15 protein-coding genes are annotated in these 19,129 nt (G+C 72.8%); 12 read left to right on the forward strand and 3 right to left on the reverse strand.

Annotated elements, in window-relative coordinates; translation table 11 throughout:
• Positions 1 to 449 precede the first annotated feature (449 nt).
• The 3 genes from rlmN to FS532_RS11705 form a co-directional block, all read right to left on the reverse strand.
• Entirely contained in the window at positions 450 to 1,682 is a 1,233-nt protein-coding gene (rlmN, locus tag FS532_RS11695) for a 23S rRNA (adenine(2503)-C(2))-methyltransferase RlmN (protein ID WP_144754353.1), read from the reverse strand.
• Between the two features lie 41 nt (positions 1,683 to 1,723).
• On the reverse strand, positions 1,724 to 2,665 hold the full coding sequence (locus FS532_RS11700) for a C40 family peptidase (protein ID WP_144754356.1): 942 nt from the start codon (positions 2,663 to 2,665) through the stop codon (positions 1,724 to 1,726).
• 204 nt (positions 2,666 to 2,869) lie between these two features.
• Positions 2,870 to 3,616 carry a pyridoxamine 5'-phosphate oxidase family protein gene (locus FS532_RS11705; RefSeq protein ID WP_144754359.1) on the reverse strand — a complete coding sequence of 249 codons (747 nt, stop codon included), beginning with the start codon at positions 3,614 to 3,616 and terminating at the stop codon, positions 2,870 to 2,872.
• Positions 3,617 to 3,638: 22 nt separating this feature from the next.
• On the opposite strand from FS532_RS11705, the gene pdxR reads away from it, so the two are divergent.
• From pdxR to atzF, 12 genes are all read left to right on the forward strand, one after another.
• Positions 3,639 to 5,066: a MocR-like pyridoxine biosynthesis transcription factor PdxR gene (pdxR, locus tag FS532_RS11710; protein WP_186322011.1), complete on the forward strand. Its 1,428-nt coding sequence runs from the start codon at positions 3,639 to 3,641 to the stop codon at positions 5,064 to 5,066.
• A 141-nt stretch (positions 5,067 to 5,207) separates the two neighbouring features.
• Positions 5,208 to 6,593, forward strand: a complete 1,386-nt coding sequence (locus tag FS532_RS11715) for an ArgE/DapE family deacylase (protein WP_144754365.1) — start codon at positions 5,208 to 5,210, stop codon at positions 6,591 to 6,593.
• The gene (locus FS532_RS11720) at positions 6,586 to 7,536 is read left to right on the forward strand and encodes a phosphotransferase (RefSeq protein WP_186322012.1); all 951 of its coding nucleotides are present in this window, start codon (positions 6,586 to 6,588) and stop codon (positions 7,534 to 7,536) included. Before FS532_RS11715 ends, FS532_RS11720 begins: the two co-directional genes overlap by 8 nt.
• 4 nt (positions 7,537 to 7,540) lie before the next feature.
• Positions 7,541 to 8,947, forward strand: coding sequence for an aspartate aminotransferase family protein (locus FS532_RS11725; RefSeq protein ID WP_260852664.1), 1,407 nt, complete (start codon positions 7,541 to 7,543; stop codon positions 8,945 to 8,947).
• A complete protein-coding gene (locus FS532_RS11730) occupies positions 8,944 to 9,696 on the forward strand; it encodes an ATP-binding cassette domain-containing protein (protein ID WP_144754371.1) in 753 nt (250 codons plus the stop codon). Before FS532_RS11725 ends, FS532_RS11730 begins: the two co-directional genes overlap by 4 nt.
• Positions 9,693 to 10,724 carry an ABC transporter permease gene (locus tag FS532_RS11735; protein ID WP_144754374.1) on the forward strand — a complete coding sequence of 344 codons (1,032 nt, stop codon included), beginning with the start codon at positions 9,693 to 9,695 and terminating at the stop codon, positions 10,722 to 10,724. The genes FS532_RS11730 and FS532_RS11735 overlap by 4 nt, the downstream gene beginning before the upstream one ends.
• A gap of 144 nt (positions 10,725 to 10,868) precedes the next feature.
• Entirely contained in the window at positions 10,869 to 11,885 is a 1,017-nt protein-coding gene (locus tag FS532_RS11740; RefSeq protein ID WP_144754377.1) for a substrate-binding domain-containing protein, read from the forward strand.
• Between the two features lie 80 nt (positions 11,886 to 11,965).
• Positions 11,966 to 14,044: an amidase family protein gene (locus FS532_RS11745; RefSeq protein ID WP_144754380.1), complete on the forward strand. Its 2,079-nt coding sequence runs from the start codon at positions 11,966 to 11,968 to the stop codon at positions 14,042 to 14,044.
• Complete coding sequence (locus tag FS532_RS11750) at positions 14,041 to 15,486, forward strand: amidase (protein WP_144754384.1); 1,446 nt, start codon at positions 14,041 to 14,043, stop codon at positions 15,484 to 15,486. The genes FS532_RS11745 and FS532_RS11750 overlap by 4 nt, the downstream gene beginning before the upstream one ends.
• 42 nt (positions 15,487 to 15,528) lie before the next feature.
• Positions 15,529 to 16,323: a DeoR/GlpR family DNA-binding transcription regulator gene (locus FS532_RS11755; protein ID WP_144754387.1), complete on the forward strand. Its 795-nt coding sequence runs from the start codon at positions 15,529 to 15,531 to the stop codon at positions 16,321 to 16,323.
• Positions 16,313 to 17,365, forward strand: coding sequence for a M20 family metallopeptidase (locus tag FS532_RS11760; protein ID WP_144754390.1), 1,053 nt, complete (start codon positions 16,313 to 16,315; stop codon positions 17,363 to 17,365). The genes FS532_RS11755 and FS532_RS11760 overlap by 11 nt, the downstream gene beginning before the upstream one ends.
• On the forward strand, positions 17,362 to 19,104 hold the full coding sequence (gene atzF / locus FS532_RS11765) for an allophanate hydrolase (protein ID WP_144754393.1): 1,743 nt from the start codon (positions 17,362 to 17,364) through the stop codon (positions 19,102 to 19,104). Before FS532_RS11760 ends, atzF begins: the two co-directional genes overlap by 4 nt.
• Positions 19,105 to 19,129: the final 25 nt, after the last annotated feature.

Genomic DNA, 19,129 nt, shown 5'->3' on the forward strand with positions numbered 1-19,129 from the left:
AATTGGCATTGACAATGTGCACGCTGTTGAGTTCTCAAGGACCAGACGCACTCCCCACTCGACTCGCAGAAGCGAGCGTCGCCAGAGAGGCTTTTGGTTTTCGTTGCCCGGGGAAGAACCGTGGCGGACAAGATCTCCGGGTCTGTGACCAGGTGACCGTCTCGGCCGTTCCGTTCTCCGCCTCAGCGGCAACGAGTGATCACTTTACGCAGAGGTGAACGGCAGCACCAACCCGGCCCACATCCCGGGCGTGTCGGCTGCCTGAGGCCCGGAAACACGCGGATCGTGCGAGGTCCCGACGAGTGTGCGACCCGGTAGGGGTCCCACCGTGCCCGGAACCTCGCACCTGCGCCCGCGCCGGCGTGACCCCGGGAACGACGGAAGGCACGGTGCGAACCCGCACCGTGCCTCCCGGACGAACCAACGATCCGAACGCGGACCGAACCGACCTACTCGGCCGCGGCCAACTGCCCGCACGCCCCGTCGATCTCCTTGCCGCGGGTGTCGCGGAGGGTCGTGGGGATGCCCGCGGCGTTGAGTCGGCGGACGAACTCGTCCTGCACGTGCACCTCGGACGAGGTCCACACCGAGCCGGGCGTCGGGTTGAGCGGGATCGGGTTGACGTGCACCCACCCCTTGCCACGCTTGTTGAGCTTCTCGGCGAGCAGGTCCGCTCGCCACGCGTGGTCGTTCATGTCCTTGATGAGGGCGTACTCGATCGAGACCCGACGACCGGTCTTCGCGTAGTACTCGTACGCGGCGTCGATCGCCTCGTCGGCCTTCCACCGAGAGTTCACCGGGATGAGCTCGTCACGGAGCTCGTCGTCCGGCGCGTGCAGGGACAGGGCGAACGTGATCGGGATGTTCTCGTCGGCGAGCTTCTTGATCGCCGGCACCAGGCCGACCGTGGACACCGTGATGCCGCGGGCGCTCATGCCGAGTCCGTGCGGCTGCGGCGCCACCATGGTCCGGACGGCGTCCATCACCCGCTTGTAGTTCGCGAGCGGCTCCCCCATGCCCATGAAGACGATGTTCGTGACCCGCTCGGCGTCGACGCGGTCCTTCCCGCCCTTGCGCGGGTCACCGCCGAGCTCCCCCGCGGCGATGGCCGCGTTGGCCCGGACGATCTGCTCGATGATCTCGGCCGTGGACATGTTCCGGGTGAGCCCGGCCTGCCCGGTCGCGCAGAACGGGCAGTTCATGCCGCACCCCGCCTGCGACGACACGCAGAGGGTGATCCGGCCCGGGTAGCGCATGAGCACCGACTCGACCAGGGCGCCGTCGTGCAGCTTCCAGAGGAACTTGATCGTGTCGCCCTTGTCCGTCGCGAGCCGACGGGTCTCGGTGAGGAGCGGCGGGAGCATGCCCGCGACGAGTTCCTCGCGCTGGGCGGCCGGCAGGTCGGTCATCGTGTCCGGGTCGGACGAGTAGTGCGTGAAGTAGTGCGTCGACAGCTGCTTCGCACGGAACTTCGGGAGCCCGAGCGCCACGACGGCTTCCTCGCGTTCCGACACGGTCATGTCGGCGAGGTGCACCGGCGGCTTCCCCTTCTTCGGGGACGCGAACTGCAGGAGCGGTCGGCCGGCGGTGTCGGTCGCCTGGGTCCAGCCCTCGGTGCGCGGACGCACCTGCGGACGAGCAGAGCGCTGCTCTTCGAAGGGGGTGCGGGTGTCGGGGGCCATCACTCCAGCTTACGGGAGGGAACGCCGGGCCACGAGCCGGCTCAGCTGCCGGCCGGCAGGACCCGTGCGAAGTGGTGGGCGGCCGAGTACATCGGGACGATGTCCACCGGGTCGCCGGGGTGCGGGGCCTGCAGCACGAGGCCGTCGCCGAGGAAGATGCCCACGTGGTCCTCGTTGTCGTACACGACGAGGTCGCCGGCCTTCGCCTCGGACTCCGGGATCGTCGTCGCGGCGGCGTCCTGCGTCGGGACGTAGTGCACCAGCGGGATGCCGACGGCCGCGTACGCCACCATCGTCAGGCCCGAGCAGTCGATGCCCTGGTGGCTCGCACCGCCCTCGACGTACGGGTCGCCCATGTACTGCAGCGCCGTCGACACGATCGTCGCGCGGTCACCACCGGCGGAGAGCACCTTCGAGATGGCGTCCTCGGCCTGCTGTGTGCTGACGCCGAACTTCGTCACGATCGTCGGGTAGGACACCACCGTCGTGGTGGTCGTCATGCCGTCGGTCGACACGACCGGGACCTGGACGTCGCGGGCGACGGTGTACTCCTGCGCCTGCTGCGAGGTCGTGGTGCCGTGGTGCGCGTCGGTCGACGGGGTGGCCGCGTTCGCCGGCACGGACAACGTCAGGCTCGAGGTCACGGCGAGTGCCGGTGCGAGGAGGATCGCGGCGCGCTTGGCGTTCGCGGCCCGACGGATGTGTCGCGGGTCCACCGCACGCTCGGCGCGGAGCGCGGCGGAACGGCTCAGCACGGCGGTCCCGGCCCCGGCGGTCGACGCGAGCGGGCGGTGCTGCGACAGCGACACGGAGCGGGCCGGCTTGGTGTGCTCCACGAACGTCGAGCGGGCGACGGCCGGGCCGAACGCGGAGCGGCGACCGCGGGGACGACGCGGTGCACCGGTGTCGACGACGGACGGGCGATCAGCAACGGCAGGGCTGACGGCGGCGTCGGGTGCTGCGGGGAGTGCGTGGCGTCCCATGGTTCCTTCCGGGTCTTCACGAGCCGACCCGAGCAGGAGACGAGGCGACTCGGTTGGATAACGTATTGGTCACGAACCTGAACCCGGCTGGGCAGTCCCGGCGCGTTCCTGCGGGTCGTCACAGCCTCACCCGTTCCTCGCAGCCTGCTCAGATCCACCAGCGAGCGCCGGTCGGCCACCCCGCGCGGCTCGCCAGGCCAGCCGTCAGGCGGGCGTGGGCCGCATGACGGCGGCGATCCGTGCCTCCCGGCCGGCCGCCAGCGCGTCGAGGCGAGCCGCCGACGCACGCACCGACCCGTCGACCGGGCTGTCCCCCGAGATGTCCCCCGCCAGCGGCGCCCCGGCACGGACGGCGAGTGGCAGCACGCCCGCCCAGACCGCGTGGTCCTCGCCGTCGTCGACGGCCTCGCCGACACCGGCCGCGCGGATCTTCACGCTCGCGCGGTCGAGCGGGAGCTGCAGGACCTGGGTGGCGCGGATCTCCTTGGCGGTCATCTCGCGCACCTCGTCGCGACGGCCGGGCATGAGGTGGTCGGCGACCTGCCAGAGCGCCTCGGCGCGGAGGTCGTCGGGTACGACCGTGGCGTTCCCGACGATCATCGCGCTGCGGTAGTTCGCCGAGCTGTCGAAGGTCGACCGGGCGAAGACGAGCCCGTCGACGTGGGTGACCGTCGCGGCGACGGGGACGCCCGCCGCGCCGGCGTCGAGGAAGAGGCCGCCGCCGGTGGAGCCGTGCAGCAGCAGCACGGGGCCGTCGCCCAGGTCGCCGACGCCGCAGAGGAACGGCAGGACGAGCGGGTGGCCGCCGCGGACGAAGCCGACGTGGGCGACGATCGCCTCGTCGAGGACCGCCCGCAGGTCGGCGGGGTCGTGGGACTGGCGGTCGCGCAGGCGGCGGACGGTGAGCGAGGGGCTGGCGGGGGCGTCGGACGGGAGGCTCGTGGTGCGCATGCGTGCCACGCTAGGTTCGCGAGTGGTCCGGTTCGTGGACCAGATGGGCGGTACTCCGGTGGACCAGTCCGGCGCGGGCAAGACGGCGGGCGTCGTGGCGCGGGTGCGCGCGATGGTGCAGGACGGCACGCTCGGGGCAGGGGACGCGCTGCCGTCGACCCGAGCGCTCGCGGCGGAGCTCGGGGTGGCGCGGGGCACGGTGGTCGCGGCGTACGAGCAACTCGACGGCGAGGGGTGGATCCGGACGCGGCAGGGAGCTGCGGCGAGGGTGGCTCCGGGGGTCCCGCGGACAGCGACCCTCGGGGCATCCGCACCTCGCGCGACACCCTCCCCGGCTCGCGACACCTCCTCGGCAGCCCCCGTGCTCGACGCCCGGCCCGGGATCCCGGCCGTGACCGCGATCGCCACCCGGGACTGGCGCGCGGCCTGGCGTGCCGCTGCCGACGCCCCACTCCGGAACGCGCTGTCCGACCCCGCCGGTCTGCTCGAGCTCCGCGCGCAGATCGTCGCGCAGCTCGGCCTGAGCCGCGGCTTCGCGCCCGACGTCTCCCGCGTGCTCGTCACGGGCGGGACCTCCGAGGCACTGTCGCTCGTGGTCGAGGCGCTGCGGAACCACCTCGGCCGCACCCCGCGGATCGCCGTCGAGGACCCCGGTTACCGCTCCGGACGCCGTGCGATGACGAGCGCCGGGGCCGAGCTCGTCGGGGTCCCCGTGGACGACGGTGGGCTCGACGTCGACGCCCTGCGCGCACTCCCGCCGGTGGACGCCGTCGTCGTCACCCCCACGCACCAGTACCCGCTCGGCTCCGTCATGCCGGTCGCCCGGCGGCAGCGGCTGCTCTCCTGGGCCACCGACACGGCGACGATCGTCGTCGAGGACGACTACGACTCGGAGTTCCGGCACCGCGGCTCCCCCGTCCCCGCCCTGGCGGCGCTCGACACCGCCGGCGTCGTGCTGCACGTCGGCGGGTTCTCGAAGACGCTCGACCCGCGGCTGCGCTGCAGCTACGTGGTCCTGCCGCCCGGCGCCGTGCCGGACGCCGTCGCGGCTGCGCGGGTGGCGCGCGGCCCGGTCGTCGCCGAGCCCGTGCAGGTCGCGCTCGCGCACCTGCTCCGGACCGGCGCGCTGCGCCGACACCTCGGCCGGGTCCGGCGGGACTACACGCACCGACGTGAGCTGATCGCGTCGCGTCTCGACGGGGTCCCCGGCCTGGAGGCACGTGCCCTGAACGGTGGACTGCACGCGGTGGTGACGTGGTCGGGTCCGGCGACCGCGCGTGCCGTCGTGGCCAGGACGGCACGGGCCGGGGTCCTCGTCAGTGCACTCGCGGAGTACGAGGTGGTTCCGGGCAGCGCTCCGGACGGCGTCGTGCTCGGGTACGGCGGGCTCACCCTGCCGGACCTCGACCGGGCGCTCGACGCGTTCCTCGGGGCTCTCCACCGCGGCTGAGCGCTGCAAAACCAGGCTTCAGTCGGTTTCCGCGGTGTTTCGCGATCGTGAAGAAAAGTAACGTCACGATCATTCTGCTGGCGCTGTTTGTCACTTCTCGAACATGATTCGTGAACGTTCGACGCAGCGACAGGAGACACGGTGACCCACACCCCCGAACAACGCGAGGTGCTCGACCTCGTCGGCACTCAGTTCGACGACGCCGTGCAACTCGTCCGCGACCTCATCGACATCCCGAGCGTCGGACCGTGGTTCGGCGACGAGGCAGCAGTGAGCGGCGAAGGCGCCGTCCAGGCCTTCCTCCGCGGCCACCTCGAGGGACTCGGCGCCGGCATCGACCAGTGGGAGCCCTCGGCCGCAGAACTCGCCGTGCACGCCGACGGGCCCGGGTACTTCGCCGACCGCGACTTCACCGGGCGCCCGAACCTCGTCGGACGGTTCCGCTCCGCCGCGGACGGGTCGGACTCCCCCGCGCTGATGTTCCTCGGCCACTGCGACGTCGTGCCCGGCGGCCCCGGCTGGACCGACGGCCCATTCACGAGCTCGGTGCGCGACGGTCGGGTCACCGGCCGCGGCGCCTGCGACATGAAGGGCGGCATGGCTGCGGCCCTCGCGGCGATCCGCGCGGTGCGGTCGAGCGGCGTGCAGCTCGCCGGCGACGTGGCCTTCGCCTCGGTCACGGAGGAGGAGACCGGCGGCATGGGCACCCTCGCCCTGGTGCACCGCGGGTACCGCCCGGAGCTCGGCATCGTCATCCCGGAACCGACGAGCCTGCAGGTCGCGCCGCTGTGCCGCGGCATCGTCTGGGGCGAGATCACGATCCCCGGCAAGAGCGGGCACATCGAGATCGAGCAGCCCGACTGGCGGGACGGCGGCGCCGTGGACGCGATCGCGTACGGCCGCCGGCTCCTCGACGCCGTCGACGCGCTGAACTCCCGGTGGCGGGAGCTGCCGGAGAAGAACCACCGCCACGTGCCGCTGCCCTGCCAGCTCAACGTCGCCGAGATCGACGCCGGCACCTACCCGTCGTCGTGGGCGGGCTCGTTCACGATCCGCTTCGACGTGCAGTACCTGCCGGCCGAACTCGACGAGCACGGCGGCGGCGGGCTGGTCCGCGCCCAGATCGAGGAGATGGTCCGCGAGTTCGCCGGCGACGACGCCTGGCTCGCCGAGCACCCGCCCGTCGTGACCTGGCTCGTCGACGCCGACTGCGGCGAGACAGACGACACGCACCCGCTGGTCGTCGCGCCGCAGACCGCCCTCGATGCACTCGGCATCGCCCCGGTCGTGCAGGGCGTCACGTGCCACACCGACATGGGCCTGCCGATCAAGGCGGGCGTCCCGACGATCACGTTCGGACCGGGCCAGCTCAGCGTGGCGCACCAGCCGGACGAGTACCTCGACCTCGCCGAGTACCGCACGTGCATCGAGGCGATGGCGCTGATGATCCTGGACCTCTGCGGTGTGGACGGGGCAGCCGGCGCCGCCTCCGCCGCGCGAGCGACCGAGGCGGACGCCCGTGTCTGACCTCCACCCGCATCTGACCGCCCGCGGCGTCTCCGGCGTCCGCGGACTGCGCGACACCGGCTCCGAGACCGACCGCACCGTGCTCGTCGCGGCGGCGAGCGGCCCCGTCGTGCTGAAGCTGTCGTCGACCTCCCGGATGCAGGCGGCACTGCTCGAGGCCGTCGCCGCGAACGACCCCACGCTGCCCGTCCCCCGCGTGCTGCACGACGCCGACGGCACCGCCGTCACCCCGACCGACGCCGGCGACCTGTTCGTGATGACCGCACTCGACGGTGTCCCGCTCGAGGACGTCGACCTCTGGCCGTCACTCGTGGACGACCTCGCCGACGTGCAGGCCGCGCTCGTCACGGCCCTGCGCGACACCGACGCCGCCGCGGCCCACGTGCCCACCGAGAACGACTGGTCGATCGAGACGGTCGAGCGGCACGAACGACTCGTGGACACCGTCGCGGACGACCGGCACCGCGCCGCCATGCACGCCGCGGTCGCGACCTACCGCACCGACCTCGGCCCCGCGCTCGCCACCATGCCCCGGCAGGTGCTGCACGCCGACGCGAACCTGTCGAACGTCCTCGTCGCCGACGGCCGGGTGAGCGGCGTCATCGACTTCGGCGACGCCGTCGAGGCACCCCGGGTGCTCGACGTCGCGGTCACCGCCTGCTACCTCGCCATCGCGCTCGGCGACTTCGCGCACCCGCTCGTCACCCGGTACACGGACCGCATCGCCACCGCCCTCGACCTGTCGGCGGTGGAACAGGCGCTCGTCCTGCCCCTCGCGGCCTGCCGATTCGTGCAGGCCGTCGTGCTCGCCCGCGACACCGCCCGCCGGGAACCCGCCCGCGCCGACTACGTGCTCCGGTACGACCGCGCCGCCGTCGAACTCCTCGACCGCACCGGCGCGTTGCCCGCGGCCCCCGTCCACCTCACCTCGAAAGGCGCGTGACCACGTGCAGCAGATCGACGTCCCCGCGGTGCCGGCCGCGACCGCCATGGTGAACCGCTTCGACCCGGCCGACGCCGGACTCCTGCCGGCGGACGACCAGGCACTCCTCGCCCGGCGCCGCGAGGTCCTCGGCGACATCTACCCGCTCTTCTACGCCCGACCGATCCACGTGGTCCGCGGTGCCGGCGCGCGGCTCTGGGACGCCGACGGCACCGAGTACCTCGACGCGTACAACAACGTGCCGGCGGTCGGCCACGCGAACCCGCGCATCGCCACCGCGGTGCACGAGCAGCTCACGCGGATGAACACGCACACCCGGTACCTGCAGGACGGCATCGTCGCCTTCGCGGAACGGTTCCTGCAGACCCACCCGGAGCACCTCGACCGGGTGATCTTCTCGAACTCGGGGTCCGAGGCGAACGACCTCGCGATCACCATCGCGCAGTGGCGGACCGGCAACCAGGGCGTCATCGTGACCGAGAACGCCTACCACGGCACGACCGGGCTGCTGGCGGGCCTCTCCCCGGAGAACGGCCCGACGATGCCGTTGCACCCCTGGGTCCGCACGGTCCCGGCGCCGGACACGCACCGGGACGGCGACCGCGCCGGCGAGCTGTTCGCCGCCGCGATCACCGCTGCGGCGGCGGACCTGGACCGGCACGGCTTCGGCCTCGCCGCCCTGCTGCTCGACTCGATCATGTCGACGGACGGCATCTTCCCCGGTGCGCCGGGGATGCTCGTGCCGGCGTACCGCGCGACGCACGCCGCAGGCGGACTCGTCATCGCGGACGAGGTGCAGCCGGGCGTCGGCCGGACCGGCGACGCGATGTGGGGGTTCCAACGCCACACCGCGACCGAGCCGCCGCGACCCGTGGGAGCCGACCCGCGCCTCCGGGCCGACGGCCACGTCGACATGGTGACCTGCGGCAAGCCGCTCGCCGGCGGACTCCCGATCGGCACGCTCGTGCTCGGGTCGGCGCTCAGCGACGGGTACGCCGAGGGCCACCGCTACTTCAACACGTTCGGCGGGAACCCGGCGTCGATCGCCGCGGCCACCGCGGTGCTCGACGAGGTGCAGGAGCGCGGGCTCGTCGAGCACGCCCGCGACCTCGGCGCATCGCTGCTGCAGGGCATCGCAGAGCGGTCCGCCGGTTCCGGACTCGTGGCGGACGTCCGCGGCGCCGGGCTGTTCATCGGTGTCGAGATGGCCGGACCCGCGGCCGGCGCGCTCGCGAGCCGCGTCGTCAACGGGCTGCGCGCCCGCAACGTGCTCATCTCGGCGGTCGGATCGGACGGACGTGTCCTGAAGGTCCGCCCACCGCTCGTCTTCACCCACGAGGACGCCGACGCGTTCCTCGACGCCTACGACTCCGTGCTCACCACGCTCCAGCAGGAAGGACCCCTCTCATGAGCGACGCACCCACCGCACCCCGCGAGGTGCTCGGCATCTCCGGCGTCGGCAAGAACTTCGGTGCCGTCCGTGCCCTCCGCGACATCGACCTCAGCGTGCAGGCCGGCGAGATCGTCGCCCTGCTCGGCGACAACGGTGCCGGCAAGTCGACCCTGATGAACATCATCTGCGGGTCGAACACCCCCGACGAGGGCGAGATCCGCGTCAGCGGGCAGCCGATGTCCGGCCTCGCCGACGCGAAGCGCCTCGGCGTCGGCGTCGTCTACCAGGACCTGGCACTGGCACCGCACCTGTCCCTGACCGAGAACCTGTTCCTCGGCAACGAGCTCCGTCGCGGCCCCTGGCTCGACCGGAAGCGCATGCACGCCGAGGCCCGCGCCGCGATCGAGAAGCTCGGCATCTCGACGCTCCGCGACGTCCGGCTGCCGGTCGGGTCGCTGTCCGGCGGCCAGCGTCAGGTGCTCGCCGTCGCCCGCGCCATGAAGTGGGCGTCGGACCTGATCCTGCTCGACGAGCCGACGGCCGCCCTCGGCCCGAAGCAGGTCGGCATCGTGCTCGACTCGATCCGCATCGCCGCCGACCACGGCCTCGGCGTGATCCTCGTGTCGCACGACATCCCCAACGTCCTGAAGCTGGCCGACCGCATCGTGATCCTCCGCCACGGCACGATCATCGCGGACATGCGCCCAGCCGGACTCTCCGTGGCCGACGTGATGACCGTGATGGTCGGAGACGAGGAAGCAGCATGACCGCAGCAGCACCCAACGCCAGCACCTCCATGGGGTCGGCGCCCGCCCTGAAGCACGGCGTCGCCCGCGTGTTCGGGAACCGTGCCGTGCAGATCATCGCCGTCGAGGTCGTCCTCATCGCGGTGTTCCAGACGCTCTCGCCCAGCGGTGCGTTCCTCAGCGAGGCGAACCTCCGCGGCATCCTGCTGACGGCGTCGCAGGTGCTCCTGCTCGCGGCCGGTCAGGCGGTGCTCATGTCCGCCGGGCAGATCGACATCTCGCAGGGTGCCGTGCTGATCCTGTCGTCGGTCGTGTCCGGGCAGGTGATGATCGCGATGGGCACGTCCTCCCCCGTCGGCGTGGTGATCCTCGTCGGACTGGTCGTCGCGATCGGCACCGGCGCGGTGCTCGGCGCGGTGAACGCCCTGTTCGTCGGGGTCGTCGGGATCAACTCGCTCGTCACCACCCTCGGCATGCTGTCGCTCGCCACCGGCATCGCGCAGGTCGCCACGAAGGGCGTGAACCTGGTCGGGATCCCCGCGGAGCTGGCCGCCGGGTTCGGATCGGCCACGGTCGGCGCCTTCCCGGTCCCGACCATCGTCGGGCTCGTGATCCTCGCCGTGATCTGGGCGCTCTACCGGTACACCGCCTGGGGCACCCACACGCTGGCGATGGGCTCGAACTTCCTGGCCGCCCGTCGCGTCGGCATCAAGACCCTGGTCAACACGATCGGCATCTTCGTCCTGTCGGCCGGGCTCGCCGGACTCGCCGGGTTCATCGACCTGGCGCGCTACTCGACCACGAACATCTCCGGGCACACGAACGACTCGATGGCCGCGATCGCCGCCGCCCTGATCGGCGGGACCGCACTGACCGGCGGTCGGATCAACTTCCTCGGCGTGATCGTCGGCGCGTTCCTGGCGATCATCCTGCAGTCCGGGCTCGTGATCATCAACCTGTCGCCCTTCTACCAGACCATCGCGATCGGAGCCATGCTCCTGGTCGCCGTCAGCTTGGACCGCAGCAGCCGCAACCGGCGCACGACCTAGCGGTCGCTCCGATCCGGCCGGGAGGCACGGCGCACCCTGCGTCGAGCCGCCCGGGTCCAGGAACCCACCGTTCCACCCCCGCCCCACCCCAACCCGCTCCACGGCACCACCTCCTGTCCACCCCCTCCCTGCTAGGAGACCCCCGTGTTCCGTTCCAAGACCACCTCCGTCCTCGCCGCCGCGTCGGCGCTCGGCATCGCCGTCGTCCTCGCCGGCTGCTCCACCGGCTCGAGCGCCGCCTCCGGCGACTCGTCCTCGGCGAAGAAGACCATCGCGATGGTCACCCCGGAGTCCACCGGCGAGTTCTACGGCACCATGTACTGCGGTGCGAAGGCCGCCGCCGAGAAGGAGGGCGTGACCCTCAAGATCCAGGGCACCCCCGAGACCACCACCGACGCCGAGATGCAGGTCCTGCAGTCGGTGCTCGCGACGAACCCCGACGGCCTGCTGCTGACCGTGTGGGACAACACCGCGTTCAACTCGACCCTGAAGTCGTACACCGACTCCGGCAAGCCGCTCGTCATGCCCGACTCGTTCCTGTCCAACAAGGACTACGTGCAGTCGATCCGCACCGACAACTATCAGTCGTCGTACGACGCGGCGGTCCAGGCGATCAAGGACTTCAAGCTCACCACCGGCAAGGTCGTCATCGTCACGGACTCCCCCGGCAACCAGGTGCAGTCCGACCGCGCCAAGGGCTTCAAGGACGCCATCGAGAAGGAGAGCAAGCTCACCGCGCTCGACATCCAGTACGTCGGCGGCGACTCGGCGAAAGCATCGCAGACCGTCTCGTCGCAGCTGTCGGCGAACTCCGACGTCAAGCTCGTCTTCTCGACGAACATCGGCGCCGGCACCGGTGCGGCGAACGCCATCTCGGCCTCGGGCGACGACGACATCGTGCACGTCGGCTACGACACCGCGTCGAACCAGGTCGCCTCGCTCAAGAAGGGCGAGTACGACGCCCTCGTCGCGCAGGACCCGTACACCGAGGGCTACGACGCCACCGAGCTCATGGCGAAGCTGGTCAAGGGCGACACGAAGGCCTCCGACGTGAAGGAGCAGACGGTGTACTCGCCGTGGAAGCTCGTCACGAAGGACAACGTCGACGACGCCGACGTCGCGAAGTACCTCTACACCTCGGACTGCTCGAAGCTCGGCTGACCCGTCCCACCCCGGGTGCGGAGCGGGTCCGCCCGCTCCGCACCCTCCCCTTCTTCCCCCACGGCACCTGGAGGCCCGCGATGCTGGACAGCGACATCGCCACCCTGCGCGAACGGCTCGAGCGTGGCGACACCACGGCGCTCGCCCTCGCGCAGCACGCGCTCCGACGGGTGGCCCGGCTGGACCGTGACGGCCCCCGCCTCGGCGCGGTCCCGGTGCTCGACCCGCGGCTGCTCGAGCGCGCGGCGGCGAGCGATGCCGAACGGGCCGCAGCCGCGGCCGGGGCCTCGGCGCCGCTCGGGCCGCTGCACGGGATCCCCTTCACCGTCAAGGACAGCTTCGCCGTCGCCGGTCTGACCGCCGCCGCCGGGTCCCCCGCGTTCGCGAACACCGTCGCCCGCACCGACGCCGTCGTCGTCGAGCGCCTGCTCGCCGCCGGCGCCCTGCTCGTCGGCAAGACGAACATGCCACCGATGGCGATCGGCGGCGGCCAGGCCGGACTCTACGGCCGCACCCGCAGCCCGTACTCCCCCGAGTGGCTCGCGGCCGCGTGGCACTCCGGGTCGTCGATCGGCAGCGGTGTCGCCGTCGCCGCGGGGTTCTGCGCGTTCGGCCTCGGCGAGGAGACCGTGTCCTCCGGGCGGTCCCCCGCGTCGAACAACGCACTGGTGGCGTACACGCCGTCGTGGGGCGTGGTGCCGAGTGCCGGCAACTGGCCGCTGCACCCGTACCGCGACGTGGTCGTGCCGCACACCCGCACCGTCGCCGACCTGCGCGAGGTGCTCGCGGTGATCGCGGGGCCCGACGACCGGGACGTCTGGCGGCAGCAGGACACGGTGGACGTGTCGGCGGCCGACACCGTCGCCGCACGGTTCCGCACCCGCACGCCCGGCGCCGATCCGACACCCCTCGACGGACTGGTCGTCGGCGTCCCGACGCTGTACGTCCCGGCACCCGGGGTCAGGGCCACCGACGACGTCCCGTCCCCGATCCCGCTCCGGCCGAGCATCCGCGCACGCTGGGACGCCCTGGAGCGCGAACTCACCGCTGCCGGAGCCCGGGTCGTCCGCGTCCGGTTCCCGCTCGTCGAGGCGTACGAGGGCCGTGGCACCGCCCCCTCGCTCGAGGACAGCGGCCACCTCGATGCCGGCTGGACCGCGTTCGAACTGCGCGAACTCGTGACGTGGTCCTGGCAGCGGTTCCTCGACGACCACGCCGTCGAACCCGTCACGCTCTCCGCCCTCGCCCCCGGCGCGATCCGCCCGGACCCGCCGTACGCCGTCGACGCGGTCGAGAACGGCCGGCTCCACCCCGGTCGCGACGTCTTCGACTTCGCGGCGATCACCCGCGACGCACCCCTGCCCGACGACGCGGTCCGCGCGGTCGTCGGGCCCGCGGTCGCCGGACTCGACCGCGCCCGCCGCGAGCTCTTCGAGGCGTGGCTCCGACAGGAGGGCATCGACGTCCTCGCCTTCCCCGCGAACTCCGACGTCGGCCCGTACGACGCCGACGTCGACCCCGTGGCCGCCCGTGCGGCCTGGGCGGACGGTGCCGTCTTCTCGACGACGAACCACGTACTCCGCCGCGTCGGCATCCCGAGCGTCACGATCCCGATGGGCACGATGGCCGACACCGGCATGCCGGTCGGCGCGACCATCTGCGGCCCGGCCTGGTCGGACACGCACCTGGTCGACATGGCGGACGCCCTGGAGGCACGGCTCGCCCCGCGCACGCGCCCGCCGCTCCCACAGGTGGTCGCCCTCGGCGCGGTGCGCTCCCCCGGTGCGGCCCCGTCCGCCGGCCGCCGGCCCGGCGACCGCACGCACGGCAGCGCCGTCCTCGACGGGGTCGCGACGATCGCCGACGACGGGGGCGTGCTCGTCGAACTGCACGCCACGATCACCGACGAGGATGCCGCGGCGACCGCCTGGGTGGAGGTCGGGTCCCAGTCGGTGACCGTCCCGACCTCCGGCACCACCGCCGTGCGCTTCCACCTCGGCCCGGACACCCGACGCGTGCACCGGAGCACCCGTGTCCTCGCCCTGCTCACCGTCGTCGGACAGGACGGCCTCGTCGTCGCCGCCGACGTCCTCGACCTCCCCTTCCACCGCCCGGCCCCCGGACTCCGTCCCACCGAACCGATCAGGAGCACTCCGTGACGACCATCCCCGCCACCGAACCGACCGCCACCGCCACCCCGCTGCACTGGCGGACCGCGACGGACCTCCGCGACCAGATCGCCGACGGCTCGCTGACCGCGGTCGAGGTGATGACGGCGTTCTACGACCGCATCGAGGCGACGAACGACGCCGTGAACGTGATCGTCTACCGGCTGCCGCGCGACGAGGCACTCGCCCTGGCCGCCGAGGCCGATGCGCACCGTGCCTCGGGTGCGGCGCTCGGGTCGCTGCACGGCCTGCCGATCGCGATCAAGGACCTGGTCGACGTCGCCGGGATGCCGACCTCGCGCGGGTCCCGCGCGTTCGCCGACCGCGGTCCGATGCCGACCGACGCCCCGCACGTCGCGAAGCTCCGCGCCGCCGGTGCCCTCGTCATCGGCAAGACCAACTCGCCGGAGTTCGGCGTCGGCACCGTCACCTGGAACGACGTCTTCGGCATCACCCGCAACCCCTTCGACCTGTCCCGGCACGCCGGCGGTTCGACCGGCGGCGTCGCTGCCGTCGCGGCGGGCATGCTCCCGTTCGCCGACGGGTCCGACTCCGGCGGCAGCCTCCGCTACCCGGCGTCGTTCTGCAACGCCGTCGGGCTCCGCACCACCCCGGGCCTCGTGCCCGCCGCGCAGGGAGCGACCTCGTGGGAGCCGCACTCGGTGAACGGCCCGGTGGCCCGGAACTGCCGCGACGTCGCGCTGCTGCTCACCGGGATGTCCGGCACGGACCAGCTCGCACCGCTCTCCGCCGGCCGCGCCGTGGCGACCGAGCTCGGGGACGTCACGACCACCCCGATCCGGATCGCCTGGAGCGACGACCTCGGCGGGCTGCCGATCTCCGCCGAGGTCCGGGCCGCCCACGCCGCCACCCGTGCCACGCTCGAAGCCGCCGGGGTCGAGGTCGTCGACGTCGCGATCGACACCGAGGGACTCGACGAGACCTGGCAGACCATCGAGCTGTTCGGCTGGTTCGCCCTGCTCGGCACCGACCCGATCGAGCACCCCGAGGCGTACCGCGACGACTTCGTCCGGAACGTCACCGAGGCGTCGGGCTACCCGTCCGGGCAGATCATCGCCGCACTCGACCGCCGGTACCGCGCGTACACCGAGATGGCGACGTTGCTCGAGGGCTTCGACGCCTTCGTCGTCCCCGGCGCACCGGTGGTCGCTCCGGACGCGGGCGACAAGTGGGTCACCGAGGTCGACGGCACCGAGTTCGACCGGTACTTCCTCTGGCAGCGCTTGGCCTGCCGGCTCGTCCCGTCCGCGCACCCGGTGCTCGCGATGGCCGCCGGGTTCGGCCCGGAGACCGGCCTGCCCGTCGGCATCCAGGTCGTCGGCCGCTACGGCGCCGACGACGAGCTGCTCGCGCTGGGTGATCGCCTCGAACGCATCCTCGGCGTGTCCGACGTGCACCCCGAGCTCGGCTGATGGCGGCCGGTACAGTGATCGGCGACGGAGGGGCGGCACGACGTGGGTGACAAGCGCGACCAGCGGCTGCTGCGCATCGTCGAGATGCTCGAGGAGGGCGGGAAGGTCGAGACCGCCACGCTGAGCCACGAACTCGGCGTCACCGAGCTCACGATCCGCCGCGACATCGACCACCTCGACACCCAGGGCATCGCACGCCGGGTGTACGGCGGTGCGGTGCTCGCCGCCGGGCGGAGCTTCGAACCGCCCTTCAGCCTGCGGGTGCGCACGAACGTCGCCGAGAAGCAGGCCATGGCCCGCGCGGTCGTCGACCTGATCCCGCGCAAGGCGAACGTGGCGATGGACTTCGGCACCAAGGCGTACCACGTCGCGATGGAGATGCGCGGCCGCCACCTGCAGGCCCTCGTCGCACCGACGAGCGTGCAGGTGATGGAGGTCCTCGGACAGGAGGAGGACATCCACCTGCTCGTCCCCGGCGGCGAGCTGAAGGCCGGCGAGCTGAGCCTGCACGGTTCCGCCACCGAGCAGTTCTTCCGCGCGCACCGCTGGGACGTCGCGGTCGTGAGCGTCGCCGGCATCAGCGCCGAGAGCGACTCGGTGACCGACTTCGACGAGACCGACGCGCGACTGAAGGCCACCATGATCGGCAGCGCGGACCACGTCATCGTGCTCTGCGAGGGCCGGCACCTCGGCCAGGTCTCCTTCGCCCCGGTCGCCACGCTCGACGGCGTCACCACCGTCGTCACCGACGCCGTCGGCCCGAACGACACCGCCGACGCGCTCGAGCAGCGGGGCATCCAGGTCATCCGTGCGCTGGAGACGCACCGTGTCGACTGACGTCGTCGACCTCACCCGCCGCCTCGTCCGCATCCCCTCGGTCTCCGGTTCACCCGGCGAGTCCGACGTGCTCGAGCTGCTGCTCGGGTCGTTCGACGACCGGTACCGGGTCCGGACGCTGCAGGGGCCGGACGGTGGACTGCGGGCGGTCGCCGTCGTGCCGGCGGTCCCGACCGGCCCGCCGATGGTGTTCACCGGCCACGTCGACGTCGTCCCGACGGGCGATCCCGACGCCTGGGCGCGGCCGCCGTTCTCCGGCGACCTGACGGACGGACGAGTCTGGGGCCGGGGCACCACCGACATGAAGGGCGGCGTCGCCGCGATCGTCGCGGCGCTCGACGCCGCGCCGGCCGGCAGCGCCGTGGCCGCACTGTTCACCGTCGAGGAGGAGACCGGCAGTCGCGGCGCCGCCGACGCTGCGACCCTGCTCGACGGACTCGACACGGGCCTCCTGGTCGTCGCGGAACCGACCGACGGACGCGTGGTCCGCGGCCACCGTGGCGTCACGTGGCTGCGGGTCGTCACCGACGGCGTGGCAGCGCACGGCAGTGCCCCGCACCTCGGTCGGAACGCGATCTCGGGGCTCACCCGGGTGCTCGACCGCGCCGCAGCCGAGGGCACCGGGTGGGACACGCTCAACGTCGGGACGATCGGCGGCGGGACGGCCGTCAACGTCGTGCCCGACCACGCGTGGGCCCGGGTCGACCTGCGGACGACCGACCCGCTCGCCGACCCCGCAGCGTGGTGGCGGGAGCAACCGGACCTCGCCGCGGTCGAGCCCGAACTCGCCCTGCCCGCCGTGCTGCTCGACCCGGACGACCCCGAGGTCGTCCGACTCGGGATCGAACCCGACGACCGCGTCGTCGGGTACTTCACCGACGCCGCCGTGCTGACCGGCGCGCTCGGCTGCGACCGCGTGGTGCTGCTCGGTCCGGGACAGACCGACCTGGCACACCGCCGCGACGAGTCCGTCGCGGTCGACGCCCTGCACCGCGCCGTCGCCGACTACACCGACCTGATCACCCGATGGGACCACCGATGACGACCACCACACCCACCACCGGTGCCGCGACCGCCGCGGTCGAGCACGCGCTGACCCGCCTCGCCGAGGTCGACCAGCCGGAGATCTGGATCACGCTCCGCACCGAGGACGAGCTGCGCGAACTCGCCGCCGGGATCGACGGACGCCGCGCGGCGGGCGAGGACCTCCCGCTCGCCGGGTGGACCGTCGCCGTGAAGGACAACATCGACGTGGCGGGGCTGCCCACGACCGCGGCGTCGCCGGAGGTGCTGCACACGCCGGACGTCAGCGCACCGACCGTCGCCCGACTCGAAGCAGCCGGAGCCGTGGTCGTCGGCAAGACGAACCTCGACCAGTTCGCCACCGGACTCGTCGGCGCCCGCTCGCCGTACGGGGTGCCGCACGCCGCCGGCGATGCCACCCGGGTCTCCGGCGGGTCGAGCGCCGGGTCCGGGCTCGCCGTCGCGCACGGCATCGTCGACGTGGCACTCGGCACCGACACCGCGGGCTCCGGCCGGGTGCCGGCGGCGTTCAACCACGTCGTCGGGATCAAGCCCACGCTCGGCGTGTTCCCCGTCGACGGCGTCGTCCCGGCGTCGCCGAGCTACGACACCGTCTCGGTGTTCGCCGCCGACCTCGCCACGGCCGTCGTCGCGGCCGACGTCATCGCCGCTGCCGGCTCGCCGCGGCCGTGGCCCGCCGATGCACCGCTCGCCGCCCGCGTGACCGGTGCCGCGCCGCGCGTCGGCGTCGCCCGTCCACAGGACCTCACGCCGATGTCCCCGGCCTGGCGGGCGGCGTACGACGACACCGTCGCGGCCGTCCGGGCGAGCGGCGCCGAGGTCGTGGAGCTCGACGTCTCCCCGCTCGTCGACGTCGCGGTCCTCCTCTACGGCGGCGCGCTGCTGGCCGAGCGCGCCCAGGCGTTCGGGGACCGGCTCGCCGACCTCGGCGACCGTGCGGACCCCACCGTCGCCCGGATCGTCCTGCCGGCGCGGGAGTTCGCCGCGGTCGACCTCGTCCGTGACCAGCAGGCGCTCGTCGCGGTCCGGGCGAGCTCCGAGGCGCTGTGGGACTCCGTCGACGCGCTGCTGCTCCCGACCGCTCCGGGACACCCCACCCTCGCGGAGCTCGCCGCCGACCCGGTCGGCGTCAACGCCTGGGTCGGGACGTACACGAACTTCGTGAACCTGCTCGACCTCAGCGCCCTGGCGGTGCCTGCCGTCGGGTCGACCCGGGACGCGCCCGCCGGGGTGAGCCTGATCGGGCCGGCCTTCGCCGACCTCGCGCTGGCCGACCTGGCGGTGCGCACCGGACTCGCCGACGACGCCGGACCCATCGAGGCGTTCTGGGGCGCCGGGCACGTCGACCTCGTCGTGTTCGGGGCGCACCGCACCGGGCAGCCCCTGCACCACGAGGTCGCCCGGACGGGTGCGCGGCTGCTCGGCACGGTGTCGACCGCCCCGGCGTACCGGATGGCGCGGCTCGCGACGACGCCGCCGAAGCCGGGCGTGTGGCGCTCCGACGCCGACGGCGCTTCGATCGTCGGCGAGCGCTGGGCGTTCCCGCGCGCGGGGTTCGCGGACTTCGTTTCGGGGCTGGCGGCGCCGATGGCGATCGGCGTCGTCGAGCTGGCGGACGGGTCGAGTGTGCTCGGGTTCCTGTGCGAGCCTCGGGCACTCGACGGCGCCGAGGACGTCACCGGGCACGGCGACTGGCTCGCCGTGCCACCCGCTCCGGTCATCGATTCTCATTCGTGAGACACTTGGCGTCCGATTCTCAATC

Source organism: Curtobacterium pusillum (genome assembly GCF_007673235.1).
GTDB lineage: Bacteria > Actinomycetota > Actinomycetes > Actinomycetales > Microbacteriaceae > Curtobacterium > Curtobacterium pusillum_C.

Bases quoted from the DNA above. Each gene is read 5' to 3' on its own strand.
- rlmN (WP_144754353.1), bottom strand. From the start codon at position 1,682: ATGGCCCCCGACACCCGCACCCCCTTCGAAGAGCAGCGCTCTGCTCGT.
- FS532_RS11745 (WP_144754380.1), top strand. From the start codon at position 11,966: ATGCTGGACAGCGACATCGCCACCCTGCGCGAACGGCTCGAGCGTGGC.
- atzF (WP_144754393.1), top strand. From the start codon at position 17,362: ATGACGACCACCACACCCACCACCGGTGCCGCGACCGCCGCGGTCGAG.
- FS532_RS11705 (WP_144754359.1), bottom strand. From the start codon at position 3,616: ATGCGCACCACGAGCCTCCCGTCCGACGCCCCCGCCAGCCCCTCGCTC.
- FS532_RS11700 (WP_144754356.1), bottom strand. From the start codon at position 2,665: ATGGGACGCCACGCACTCCCCGCAGCACCCGACGCCGCCGTCAGCCCT.
- FS532_RS11730 (WP_144754371.1), top strand. From the start codon at position 8,944: ATGAGCGACGCACCCACCGCACCCCGCGAGGTGCTCGGCATCTCCGGC.
- FS532_RS11735 (WP_144754374.1), top strand. From the start codon at position 9,693: ATGACCGCAGCAGCACCCAACGCCAGCACCTCCATGGGGTCGGCGCCC.